Raw genomic sequence first — 13,490 nt, 5'->3', positions numbered from 1 at the left:
GAACCACCCCCAACCCCTCCTTAGCCAAGGAGGGGAGCAGATTGAGGCGTGGCAACATTTTGTCGCAGGCATCTGTCTAAATACTTCGTCTGGATCTTGATTAAACTTCCACCACCCAAGTAAATCCAGGGCACGGTGTAGCTCCCCTCCCTCAGGAAGAAAGTATGGGTGTATGGGGGTATCCATGTGTGGGTGTAAAGATATTTTTACTCCCATACTCCCATACGCCCCTACTTCCATACTTCTTAAGGGGAGCAGATTGAGGGGTGGCAACATTTTGTCGCATGCATCTGTATAAATTCTGCGTCTGGATCTTGATTAAACTTTCACCACCCAAGTAAGTCCAGGGCACGGTGTAGCTCCCCTCCTTAGCCAAGGAGGGGTCGGGGGTGGTTGTATGAGCTCCCTTCCTTATAAACATTTTTCATCCAGGTTAACTTCATCCTGACTTTTTGTATACATTTTTTTTGTGTCAGGCTTCAGGCCACAGCTTCTCCGGTCGGGCGAGATCAGGCGGCTATTGCCACGCAACCGTGTTGCGTCCCAGGCTTTTGGCCTTGTAAAGCATCATGTCCGCCTGATGGATCAGTCCTTGCCGGGACATGCCCGGGAAGGGACAGGACGAGGCAACTCCGGCACTGACTGATACAAATGGTCCTGCCTGGGAACCTGTATTGGGCATGCCCAGGTTTTCTACAGACATGCGCATTTTTTCAGCCACGACAACAGCTGACTGCAGCGGGGTATCCGGAAGCAGGGCTATGAACTCTTCTCCGCCGTAACGGGCCAGGACGTCGCCTGCCCGCATGAGGCAGGCTGAAAGGATACCGGCTATCCTCTGCAGACACCTGTCCCCCTGGATATGCCCGTAAAAGTCATTGAACTGCTTGAAGTTGTCTATATCCAGCATGAGTATTGACAGACAATGTCCTCCACGCTTGGCCCTGCGCCATTCTTCCTCCATGAGCTGGTCGAATCTGCTGCGGTTCATGAGCCCTGTGAGGTGATCGGTTATGGCTGTTTTTTCCAGGATCTTTCTGGCCTGTTCCAGCTCGGAAATGTCTATGGACACCCCCAGGGTGGAGTCTTTGCCGTCATATTCGAAGGGATAGACTGTAAAAAGAGACGGGAAAGTACTGCCGTCTCTGCGCACCAGGTTGACCTTGTCCCTCCAGGGCTGATTTTCTTTCAGGGTCCTGTGGATATCCGGAAACCTGGGTATGTCAGCGGGATCATGCAGCATGGCCACAGGTTTGCCCAGGACTTCTTCCCTGGAGTAGCCGAAAAGGTTTTCAGCCCCCGGGCTGAATTCCAGGATGATGTCTCCGGAGTGGGGCATGTTCTGGGTGACCACAAAGGATACGTCCTGGCTGGCCTGGAATATGGACTGCAGCAGTACCTGCCGGGATTTGAGTTCGGTTATGTCACGGCCCACACCCTGGATTTCCACGATGTGTCCATGCTCATCCAGAACAGCGTTGTCTTCCCAGAATATCCATCGCCAGCCGTCTACAGTCATGGCCCGCTGCTGCACCTGGATGCGGTGGGGCGGCACCTTGAGTCCCTCCATGGCCTGAAGAGTAGCCTGGATATCATCCTGGTGCACCAGGGGAGTAAAGGATTTGCCCATTAGTTCTTCCCTGGTCCTGCCGAAGGTCCTGCAATAGGTATCATTGACGTAGGTGAGCCTGTTATCGGTATCCACCCTGACTATGAGATCATTTTGCGACTCCACCAGGCCGCGGTAGCGCCTTTCGCTTTCCCCCAGGGCCTGCTCCATCTGCTTTTGACTGGTGATATCGATAAAGACCGCGGCAAAGCGCCTGTGGGATATCTTATAGGCATGGACCATGTAAAAGCGCTGCAGGGGACTGGAATAAAATTCAAAGTCCATGGGATCACCGCTGGATACAACCTGGCCGAAAAAAGACAAAATGGAAGTGTTTTCAATGCCGGGCAGGACCTGGGAGGCCCGGCGTCCCAGTACTTCCGATGGTTTCAGCCCGGTCTGGGTTTCAAAGGCCGGGTTCACATCCAGAAAGATGTAGTCCACGGGGTCGCCGTGGGGGTTTAGCACTATTTCATGCATGGCTATGCCCACCGGGGCATTCAGGGTCAGGCTCCGGAACTTTTCTTCACTTTCGGCCAGTTGTCTGCGAATCTGCAACCGCTGGGTTATGTCCACTGTCAGCCCGTCCACCCGGACAGGAGTGCCGGTGGAGGGATCAAGTATGAGCCAGTGGCGGTCGTTTATCCACCTGATTTCCCCGTCCGGCCGGACTATCCGGTACTCTAAGCTCTTGCGTTTTTCCCGGGGCAGGTCAAGCAGGGATTTTTCCACTATGTGCCTGTCTTCGGAATGTATGGCCTGAAACCAGAGATTGTTGTTTTTCTGCAGTTCTGCAGTTGAGTATCCGAATATGCCGGACAGGGAGGGACTGATGAAAAGGATATCCATATCAGGCCAGGATGCGGACCAGACCCCGTCGTCCATGTTGTTCAGGATGCTCTCCATTTTTTCCTGCTGTTCCCGGGCGAATTCCTGGGCTGCCTTGCGAAGCTCAAGTTCCTGCCTGGTCTCTTCCACGGCCCGGGACAGAGCCCTGGTCTTCTGCAGGACCGCATTCTGCAGATGATTCTGGTTGTACATGAGATGATGCTGCATCTCCAGCCATTCGGTAATGTCCAGGAGGCTCAGGCAGGCCAGGGGAGAGCTGCTCCCGGGTCCTTTGATGATATCCCCTCTGGCCTGGATTTTCCTTTGGACTGCGTCCCGTCGGGTGATCCAGAACGATTCCGGGGGAGGAATGCTTCCGGAAGCCAGTTGCCGGTAAAAGGCTTCAAAGGCCTGCCTGGATTCCTGGTGAACGTGCTTTAGAAATAAACCAAGGGAGGGCTCCCTGCTGGTAGAGTACCCCAGGGTTTGCCACAGCTGTCGGGACCAGGTTTCAGGACCGTTAGGGATACTTATGTTCCAGGTGCCGTGGCCGGACATGAAGGGGATCTGCTGCAAAGGTGACGTGTCCACCTGGGATTCTTCCGGGTACTCTGGTTCCTGGTCTGAAGAGAGAAACAGGCTTGCTGGGTGTACCTGCAGCAGGGTGCAGAGTTTCCTGATGAGCCCGAAGGATGGTCCGGATTCGCCGCGTTCCAGGCAGCCCATGTGATGCCTGCTTATGTCCAGCATGTCTGCAAGCTGGCCCTGGGTCAGGTTCTTCAAGGCCCTGAACAGCCTGACTCTTTCGCCGAAAGTCTTTTCCAGCATAAAACGCTTCCTCTGCCGCAAACAGGAACCGGTCCCGTCTATTCCCGGTTCTGCCCGGACCGGGCCTGATCCAGCATTGTTTCCAGCTGTATGTAGTCAAACCTCTCAGCCATTTCCATCATGGTATCCGAGGTCTGGGGATGCTTCTTGCGGATGCTGGATATGAGTTCTTTTAGCAGGCGTACGTCACCTTCTTCCAGGGCACTGCGCATTTTACTTATGGTTTCCGGGTCCAGATCCGCTGGCAGCATTTTTTCCTGGTACAGGCCTTGTGGCTGGTCTTGCCGGGTATCAGACATGACATATTCGATTGCCAGTCCCTGCCCCAGGAGCCTGAAAAGATCCTCGGGCTGAAACGGCTTGCTCAGATATTCGTCCGCCCCGGCGGCAAGGGCAGCCTCCCTGTCCTGCTGAAAGGCAAAGGCGGTAACGGCCACGATAAACGGACCCTGTTCACCGGCAACCTGCCTGATGCTTTTGATGGCCTGATATCCATCCATCCCGGGCATGCGTATATCCATTAACACGGCCTGTGGGCAGCGCTCCTGAAAAAGATCCAGGGCCTCCCGGCCGTCTGCTGCTTCCACTGTTTCAAAGCCCAGGGGACGCAGAAGTTCCACCAGCATGGAGCGGTTGTCCTTTTTGTCATCCACCACCATGACCAGCACAGGGGCCATGTCCGCAGGCAGGGACTGTACTCTGCCGCTGGGGGGTTTTCCGTCTTCTACAGGCCTGGTTGCCTGTTGAACCGGCACCTGGAGACAAAATAAGCTGCCCTTTTCAGTGTGGGGGGAAACGCTCAGGTCTCCGCCCATGATGCGGGCATACTTCCGGCTGATGTGCAGGCCCAGGCCCGTGCCGCCTTCACCTGGATCACGCCCGCCCTGGTGAAAGGGATCAAAAATTCTGTCCATTTCCTCCGGGTCTATTCCTGGACCGCTGTCCTGGACCTGGACGTTGAGCGTGAAACCGCCCTGGCCGGTGCCGCAGGCTTCTGAGTTTTTTTCTGCAGAGATGCGGAAGGTCACCTCGCCCTGGGAGGTGAACTTGCAGGCGTTGCCCAGAAGGTTGACCATGATCTGGCGCAGCATGCCCGGATCGGCGTGGCCGGCACGGGGCAGGGAACCGTTCTTTTCAAAGGTCAACTCCAGCCCTTTGGATACGGCCCGGGGGATAAACATGAGCTCCAGATCCTCGAAAGTCTGATGCAGGTTGAAATCCCTGGGGTTATGTTCAATCTGCCCGGCCTCTATCCTGGACATGTCCAGGATGTCATTTAAAATGCTCAGAAGATGATCGGCGTTTCGGGAGATGCTTTGGACATGCCTGGCATGGTCGGGGCCAAGAGTTGAATCCCTTTCCAGGATCTGGGCGAATCCCAGGATGGCATTCATGGGGGTGCGTATCTCGTGGCTCATGTTGGCCAGGAAAGTGCTCTTGGCCTGGCTGGCTGCTTCGGCTGCCTCCTTGGCCCGGACAAGTTCCCGGCGGGTTTTCTCCAGTTCTGTAATGTCGATAAATGAGGCTGCAAACTGCCCATGGGCCATCTGGTAGGCGCTGATCATAAAGTGGCGGTTCAGGGGCGGTGAAAATTCCTGGAAGTTTGCAGTCTTGCCGGAAAAGGCCACCTGGGCGTAGGTGTCAATAAAAGATGAATTCTCGATCCCCGGCAGGACCTCTGTGGCCCGGCGGCCGGTGACTTCCTGGGCCGACAGGCCGGTGTGGGTTTCAAAGGCCGGGTTTGCATCCAGAAATATGTAGTCCACGGGCCGGCCGTGCTCATCTAAGAGTATCTCGTGGGTGGCCATGCCCACGGGTGAGTTTTCAAAAATGAGGCGGAAGTTTTTCTCGCTTTGCTGCAGGTCCTCCTGGGCCTTTTTCAGGTCTGTAATGTCCCGGCCCACCCCCTGGATCTCCACAATCCGGCCCTGCTGATCCAGTAAGGCGCTGTCCTCCCAGTGGATCCAGCGCCACCCGTCCACGGTCATGGCCCGCTGCTGCATCTGGGCCCTGTAGGGAGGGGTTTTGAGATCTTCCATGGCCTTGAGAGTATCCTCTATGTCCTCTTCGTGAACCAGGGGGGTGAAGGAACTGCCCAGAAGTTCTTCCCTGGTCCTGCCGAACACCTTGCAGTAAGTGTCATTGACGTAGGTGAGCCTGTTGTCCGGGTCCACCCGGACAATAAGGTCATTCTGGGACTCCACCAGGCCCCGGTAGCGCTGCTCGCTTTCCTGCAGGGAGTTGACCGCCTGCCTGTGCTCGGTGATATCCCTGCCCACGGCCTGGTATTCAAAGACTTTGCCCTGTTCATCAATAAAGGCCCGGTCGGTCCACTCCTGCCAGCGGATCTGGCCGTCAGGCAGCCTGATACGGTGCTGGTAGGTGATTTCCGGTCTGTCGGGTCCCAGGGAGGAAAAACATTCCTGGACATACTGCAGGTCATCATCATGGACCATGGGCAGGAATACCCTGCCCAGAAGGTCCTGTTCATCCCTGTTGAAATACCGGCAGTAGGCCGGGTTGACATAGGTCAGAGTGCCGTCGGGCAGAAACCTGCATATGAGCTCGGACTGGGTGTCCACAATGTTTTTTAGAAGCTGTTCCTTGTATTTAAGCTCGGCCTGCTGCTCCTTGCTCCTGGTTATGTCCTGGAAGATGCCCAGTACTCCGATTATATTGCCTGATTCATCCCGGTAGGGCACCTTGGTGGTACTGATCCACAAAGAGCTGTCCCCTCTGCTGTAACTTTCTTCAAGTTCCAGGGGAGCATCCTGGGTTATTACCCGGTGATCGTCCCGGCGGTACTTGCGGGCCAGTTCTTCGGGGTGCAGGTCGAAATCGGTTTTACCGGGTATTTCCTCCGGGGTCAGGCCTACATCCCCGGCGTATATTTGGTTGCAGGTGACATAGTTCGAGTTGAGATCCTTGATGAATATGCGCTGGGGCAGGTGCTCCACCAGGCTTTTAAAGGTGGCTTCGCTTTTTTCCAGTTTCCTGGATGTCCGGCGCAGACGAAGCTCGGCCAGTCCCTGGTCCCCCAGCATGGCGGCCATTTCAGACAGAAAGGCCAGGGCGCTTTGAAAGGACCTGTCATCAGCCGGAGAAGACTCATCTGCGTCCGGGTCTTCCCCGTCAGGACGAGCTGAAGTTTCCGGGGCGGACATAAAGATACTGGCCATCAGGGTGCCGTCCACCAGCACAGGGGCGATGCCTTCCAGGTAACCGTCCGGGCTCTCCCGGATGCATACCCGGTGCCGGGCATTGTCCGCAGTGTATGGATGCTTGCCCGGGTTCAGGCTGTCACCGGTAACCAGCTGAAAGCTCTTGAACCTGGAGCCCAGGTCCTTCCAGCCTGTACTGATGAGCATTTCCTGGCCGGGATAGGACAGGATGCCGATTTTGTATCCGGTGGAGGCGGCGTAGTTTTCAAACATGCCCTGCAGGCGCTCCAGGTCCACCAGGTCTTTGAAAAGAAAGGTTTTATGCGACAATTTTATTTTTTCCTGTTTCAATTTTTATGGAGGCTTCCAGCCATCCAGTGCGGTTTTCCTCCTTAAAAAGCCGAAGTCCGCCCCCGGAGGCCAGCAGGAACTCGTGGGCCACAACCGGGGCCAGGGCCAGGTCCTGGGCGGCTGAATATCCTCTTACCTCGGAATCCATGTGAAAAAAAGTTTCAGTTTCCCGGGCTGTGAGCTCCAGATTGTCCAGATGGATTTTCAAAGCAAGGTTTTGCCCGTCTACTTCTGTAAAGAGCTGCAGCAAGGACCTGTTGGAGGAAAAACAGAGCCCCAGGCGCAGTATGGTTTCCATGGTCCTGTTGAAAAGAGTCATATCCTGGCTGGTATAAATCTGCTTCAGAAGTTCTTCCCGGTCAACAGTTACGGATACTTTTTGCAGGCAGTTGCGGGCCGCATCCAGATATTCCCATATGGATACCCTCTGGTAGCCGTCCCGGGCAAAACTGTCCATGCCGGCGATGGTGGAGGCGTCTTCAATGAGATTGTTGAGGCGTTTGCGGCTGAGAAAGAAGTTTTCCCTGAGCTGCTGCAGGTCATTGTCCATGGGGCAGATATCCAGAAGAACCTGGCTGATGCCCAGGAGTCCGTTGACCGGGGTGCGCAGCTCATGGGAAAGCATGCGCAGAAAACTGTTTTTGAGGCGCTGCATGTTCTGCAGCTGCTTGTTGGCGGCTATAAGTTCCCGGGTACGTTCCCGGACGGTTTCTTCCAGCTGGAGGCTGTGGCTGTACAGCAGATCCTGAAGGGACTTGGAGGCCAGGTGGCTTGTCACCCTGGCATGGACCTCTTCAGGGTGAAAAGGCTTGGTGATGTAGTCGGCCCCGCCTTGGGAAAAGGCCCGGATCTTGTCCTGGACCTGGTCCAGGGCACTGATGAATATTACTGGAATTTCCTTGAGTTTATCATGGGCTTTGAGCCTGCGGCAGACCTCGAATCCGTCCATTTCAGGCATTTTGATGTCCAGAAGGATCAGGTCCGGGGGATTTTTGTCAGCCGCCTTGAGGGCCAGGGGACCGCTGGGAAAGGCCACCACCCGGTACCCGCTGACTTCGAGCATTTCCTGGAGGACCTTGAGGTTTTCAGGATAATCGTCAATTATCATCAGTGTCTTCTGCATACTGTGTCTCATTTTGTTCCTCCACCTGCTTGAGCCAGGACTCAATTCCCCGGTAGTCATAGTTCTGGATCATCTTCAGCAGAGTGTCTGCTGCATCCGGGTCTGTCCTGTGCAGTTTTCCGGCGATTTTTTCCAGGACCAGAATGTCCCCCTCGGAAACGGCAAGACTTAGATCTTCCAGGATATGCCCTGGCAAGCCGGGGGCGGCAAGGCATGCATGAGGTCCTGCAGCATTTTCCCCCGGGGCATCATTGCACGCATATATATACTGCAGATGAAGTCCTTTGCCCAGTTCCTCCAGGAGTTCCACATTCTGGAAGGGTTTGCGCAGATAAGCGTCGACTCCTGTATTCAGGATCTCCTGTCTGTCCTCTTCAAAGGCGCTGGCGGTGACAGCCATAATGAAACAATCCCTGCCGCCGGGAAGCCCCCTGACCCTCTCTACTGCTTCGTAGCCGTCCATGACGGGCATGCGCATGTCCATGAGCACTGCATGTGGCGGCCAGTCCTGAAATATTTCCAGGCAGTGGGCCCCGTTTTCAGCCTGGCGGGTCTCGAAGCCCATGGGCTCCAGGATGGCCTGCAGAAGGCTGCGGTTGTCCAGTCTGTCGTCCACTATGAGGATGCGCACCGGTCCTGTGCCGGGCTGGAGGCCCTGGATGATTCTTTCAGGTTTTTTTTCTGTCCTTGGCGGTCCTGTGGAGGTCTCCACCAGGATATGCACTCTGAACAGACTGCCGCGATCCTTAGTGCTGCTGACTTCTATGTCCCCGCCCATGAGCCTGGCAAAGCTGCGGCTGATGGCCAGGCCCAGGCCGGTGCCTCCTTCTTTGATGCCTTCTTCAGCCTGCTGAAAAGGTTCAAAGAGCTTCTGCTGATCAATTTCCTGGATTCCCGGCCCAGAATCCTCGACTTCAATGGTGAGACGAAGCCTGGAATCATCTTTTTCACCAGTGTCCTGTGCCGGTTCAGTGCGAACCCTGCAGGCCACGCCGCCGGAACTGGTGAACTTGACGGCATTGCCCAGGAGGTTGACCATGATCTGCCTGAGCATGCCCTGGTCAGCCCGGATATTCCCGGGCAGATGGCGATCTCTTTCCAGTATGAACTGCAGACCCTTGGCCTCGGCCCTGGAGCTGAACATAAGCCCCATGTCCTCAAGCATATCCACGAGTCCGAAGTCCTCAGGGGAAGATTGGACCTGTCCGGCCTCTATCTTGGACATGTCCAGGATGTCGTTTATGAGCCGCAGCAGGTGGTTGCCGCTGCGGGTGATGGTCTTGAGATGACCGGCCTGCCTGGGAGTCAGGTCCGGGTCCTGCTCCAGGACCTGGGCAAAACCCAGGATGGCGTTCATGGGAGTGCGGATCTCGTGGCTCATATTGGCCAGGAAGGTGCTTTTGGCTTTGCTGGCTTCTTGGGCCCTGTTCCTGGCCCTGGCCAGTTCCAGGTTCTGGGTTTCCACCTCTACGGCGAATTCCTGCAGCCTGTTCTCGGCAACCTTGCGATCGGTTATGTCCCGGTTGCTGCCTCTGCGGCCCAGGTATTCACCGGTTTCGGAGAAGACTGGAGTGCAGCTGTGGCTTATCCATACTTCCCTGCCGTCCCTGGTTCTTATTCTGAAGTCGGTTTCAGAATGCGATTCCTGCTGCAGTTCATGGTCACAGGACTTGAGGCAGTTAAGCAGGGGCAGGTCATCAGGGTGGATGATGCGCCGGAAAAGATCGGGATCATATTTGAATTCTTCCGGGGTGTAGCCTGTCACCCGCTTGCACGAGGGAGAAATATACAGAAATTCCCCCTGCGGGGACAGCCAGTATTCCCAGTCATAAGTAAAATCAGCAATGGTCCGGTACTTTTCCCGGCTTTCCCGCAGGGCCTCCTGGAAGTGCATGCGACCGGTGACCTCGCTGAAGACGCCCATGCAGATATTTTCCCCCACAGCAAAGACCCTGACCTCGAAGTACTTGGCCTGGCTGGAGAGAAAGTGCTGAAAGTCGACGGGCTGGGTGCCTCCCATGGCCTGCATACAGGCCCGGTTCAGCCTGGTTGCCAGCTCCGGCAGGGCCTGCAGGGTGGACCTGCCCATAAGTTCCTGCCCGGCTGCCCCGGTCATGTCTTCAAAGGCAGGATTGACCTCCTGGATAAAGAACTCCTCTTCTTTGCCTGAACCAGGCTGCCTGCTCAACAGGGCGCATCCGTCGGGCATGTGCATCAAGAGCCGGTGGTAGACATGCTGCAGGTTTTTAAGCTGCAGTATGAGGCTTTGCTCATCATGGCTCTTTTCCGGACAGCGGCGTTCACTGGAAGATGCATTGCCGGTTTTCATGTTCAGGACTCCTGGGTTAGAATGCTGCAGATCCGGTCCTCTATGGCCGTGAAGGCCTGGACAAGCTCAGGGTCGAAGTGTGTCCCCGAACCTTCCTGAATTATGCGCAGGCTCTCCTGGTGGGAAAAGGCCTTTTTGTAGGGCCGGCTGGATCGCAGGGCATCATAGACATCAGCCAGGGCCATTATCCTGGCGCTCAAGGGTATGCTTTCCCCGGACAGGCCCAGGGGATAACCGCTGCCGTCCCATTTTTCGTGGTGGTACCAGGCGATATCTACACCCATGCTGAGGAAGGTGTTTTTTGGGTAGCGTTCCAGAGCCTTCTGCAGTGTTCTGCCCCCGATTTCACAGTGAGACTTCATGTTTTCGAATTCTTCCTTAGTGAGTTTGTCCGGCTTGAGCAGGATGCTGTCGGGGATGCCGAACTTGCCTATATCGTGCAGCGGCGCTGCCCGGGAAATATTGTCAATAAAGTCGCTGTTCACCTGGGAAGCACAGGCTGATTCCCGGCTTACCTGGTGGGCCAGGGCTTTGCACAGATTGCTTGTGCGGGCGATGTGACCGCCGGTTTCCACGTCGCGCAGCTCCACCAGTTCCGACATGGCATGAATGGTGGCCAGCTGGGATTCGGAAATTTCCCGGACCTTTTCTTCCACCTGTTTTTCCAGGTGCAGATTGTAGTCCTCCACCTGTTTCTGCAGGCCCCGCAGCCGGATGTGGGTGGCCACCCTGGCATGGACCTCTTCGGGATGAAAGGGCTTGGTTACATAATCCACCCCGCCGGCGGCAAAGGCCTGGACCTTGTCGCTGGGATCATTGAGAGCGCTGATGAAGATGACGGGTATGTCTTTTAGTCCTTCCTGTTCCTTGAAACGCGTACAGACCTGGAAGCCGTCCAGGCCGGGCATCCTGATGTCCAGAAGGATGAGATCCGGGGGCTTGCGGGCGGCGGCCTTGAGGGCCATCTCCCCCTGGGGGAAGGCCATGACCCTGTAGCCCCTGCCCTGAAGCATCTCCTGCAGAAGCTTGAGGTTGGCCGGGGTGTCGTCAATTATCATAATGTTTTTTTTGTCCTGGTGATTGTTCATTCTATAAGCCTGTAAGGTTGGAATTTCAGGGTGATATGGTTGCAGATTGAGGTAAGCCTGGCCTCGGAAGTAAGTATTGCAGAAGATAGCAGCCGGTATATCTGACGGCTTACAAAAAGAGCGGATGTCCGGCGTGTGAAAATCCGGGCCGGGTTATATTTAAGATAACATCGATGTCTTCCTGTAAGACTTGCCTGTGCCCGTGTAAACTATCTTAAACATAGTATTTGCAAATAATATAATGACAAAATTGTCATTTTAAAGAGGTGAAGGGAGAAAGTCGTCTGTTTACAGGCATTTTCCAGAGGAATAAGGGCAGGTGCGGGACCTGGCTGAAATCCGCTGCGTCATGGACTTTTGGAGATATATACATTAGTGATTTACTCCTGAAACTTTGTCATAAAAAACAAGAAAATTTTCACGCAAAGACGCAAAGACGCTAAGTACGCAATGGCAAAGACGCAAACCAGGTGTATTGTCCAAAACCGGGACATGGTTTTGGACAAGGCTGCCTTCCCTTTGCGATCTTAGCGCCTTTGCGTGGAAAAAAATGGGTTGCGGACATGCCCGCTTGGCCCGAGTTGGATGTCACAAGTGAACAAAGCCGTTATAAGCTCGCTGGTGAACGGCTGACGGGTGGCTGTTCAACATGCCCGGGGCGAATTCAGGAGATTTTTTGCTGCTCTCAGGAGTTAGTTGTGGATATATCAGATAAGCGGAGTGATACTGGAGATGATTCAGGACAGCAGGCAGGTCAACAGTGATGAAGGCACAGGCCCGGACAATGTCTATGTGGCCAGGCAGCCGGTATTTGACCGGGAGATGAATATCTGGGGCTACGAGCTTTTGTTCCGGGAAGGTGCCGGGAGTCAGAGCGCTGCGTTTCAGGACGGCGACCTGGCCACCTCAAGGGTGATAGCCGATGGGTTCGGCCTGGCCACGGAATGGCTGCGGGAAAATCAGCGGGTCCTGATAAACTATCCTGCATCCATGCTCCTTGGAGGCAGTCCCAGGGCACTGCCTCCAGAGACGGCAGTGGTGGAGATCCTGGAGACCGTCAGGCCGGACAGGGAAATCCTGGAGATATGCATTCAACTAAAGGAGGAAGGCTACAGCCTGGCTCTGGACGATTTTGTGGGCAGCCCTGGTTATGAGCCCCTGCTGGAACTGGCTGACCTGGTCAAGGTTGATGTACTGGGCATGCATCGGGATGAGCTTGAGCGGATTGTAAATGACCTGCAAAGACATAAGTGCCTCCTGCTGGCGGAAAAGGTGGAGGACCTGGAAATGTTTGATTGCTGCAGGGAGCTGGGATTTTCCTATTTCCAGGGATTTTTCTTCAGCAGGCCCCAGCTGGTTTCCGGTAAAAAGCTTTCCTCCAGCCGTATTTCCAAGGTCAACCTGCTGCAGGAGCTTGGCCGGCCGGATCTGGACTTTACGCGCATAAGCGAAATCATCAAGGGTGATGTATCCCTTAGCTACCGGCTGCTGCGTTATATAAATTCTCCTGGAATGGGGCTTGCCTACGATGTAAAATCCATATCCCAGGCAGTCACCATGCTGGGCCAGAGAAGGATCGCAGCCTGGCTGCGGGTGCTGGTGCTTGCGGACATGGACCCCTCGCCCCGGGCCAGGGAGCTTTTGTTTTTCTGCCTGCAGAGGGCGTGGTTTCTGGAGGCGGTGTGCGACCGGGGGGAAGCGGTCTGCATGGAATCGGACTCCATGTTTCTGCTCGGGCTTTTTTCCTCCCTGGATGCTCTGCTGGCCCAGCCCATGGAGGAGATTGTGCAGAAGATTTCCCTGGATGAGCGCCTGCGTGACGTGCTTATGGGGAGAAACCCGGAGATGCAGGCCTGGCTGGACCTGGCCATGGCCGGGGAACGAGGGCAGTGGGATATAGTGGAACGGACATTAAAGCACCTGGGCGTTTCCCGGGAGGACGCCGCCCGGATCCAGAACCAGGCTACTGCCAGGGCCAGGCAGTTTCTGGATCTGGTGTAAAGAGAAGGATGATTGATGATAAGGAAGGGATCTCGTACAACCACCCCCGGGGTTAAGAAGTATGGGTGTATGGGAGTAGGGGCGTGTGGGAGTAGGGGCGTATGGGAGTATGGGAGTGAAAATATCTTTACACCCACACATGGATACCCCCATACACCCATACTTTCTTCCT

General features: G+C 55.3%; 6 protein-coding genes. 1 reads left to right on the top strand and 5 read right to left on the bottom strand.

What is annotated here, in order from left to right; genetic code table 11:
* Positions 1–517: 517 nt before the first annotated feature.
* The 5 genes from DTHIO_RS14355 to DTHIO_RS14335 are packed head-to-tail and all read right to left on the bottom strand — an operon-like array spanning position 518 to position 11,317.
* The gene (locus tag DTHIO_RS14355) at positions 518–3,265 is read right to left on the bottom strand and encodes a PAS domain S-box protein (protein ID WP_008870986.1); all 2,748 of its coding nucleotides are present in this window, start codon (positions 3,263–3,265) and stop codon (positions 518–520) included.
* Between the two features lie 38 nt (positions 3,266–3,303).
* The gene (locus DTHIO_RS19980) at positions 3,304–6,756 is read right to left on the bottom strand and encodes a PAS domain S-box protein (protein ID WP_008870985.1); all 3,453 of its coding nucleotides are present in this window, start codon (positions 6,754–6,756) and stop codon (positions 3,304–3,306) included.
* A complete protein-coding gene (locus tag DTHIO_RS19975; protein ID WP_050775211.1) occupies positions 6,746–7,900 on the bottom strand; it encodes an ATP-binding response regulator in 1,155 nt (384 codons plus the stop codon). The genes DTHIO_RS19980 and DTHIO_RS19975 overlap by 11 nt, the downstream gene beginning before the upstream one ends.
* Positions 7,875–10,229, bottom strand: a complete 2,355-nt coding sequence (locus DTHIO_RS14340; protein WP_008870983.1) for a PAS domain-containing hybrid sensor histidine kinase/response regulator — start codon at positions 10,227–10,229, stop codon at positions 7,875–7,877. Before DTHIO_RS14340 ends, DTHIO_RS19975 begins: the two co-directional genes overlap by 26 nt.
* 2 nt (positions 10,230–10,231) lie before the next feature.
* Complete coding sequence (locus tag DTHIO_RS14335; RefSeq protein WP_008870982.1) at positions 10,232–11,317, bottom strand: HD domain-containing phosphohydrolase; 1,086 nt, start codon at positions 11,315–11,317, stop codon at positions 10,232–10,234.
* Between the two features lie 696 nt (positions 11,318–12,013).
* On the opposite strand from DTHIO_RS14335, the gene DTHIO_RS14330 reads away from it, so the two are divergent.
* Entirely contained in the window at positions 12,014–13,318 is a 1,305-nt protein-coding gene (locus DTHIO_RS14330; protein ID WP_050775210.1) for an EAL and HDOD domain-containing protein, read from the top strand.
* Positions 13,319–13,490: the final 172 nt, after the last annotated feature.

Source organism: Desulfonatronospira thiodismutans ASO3-1 (genome assembly GCF_000174435.1).
GTDB lineage: Bacteria > Desulfobacterota > Desulfovibrionia > Desulfovibrionales > Desulfonatronovibrionaceae > Desulfonatronospira > Desulfonatronospira thiodismutans.
This window is presented reverse-complemented; position numbering and strand designations above follow the sequence as displayed.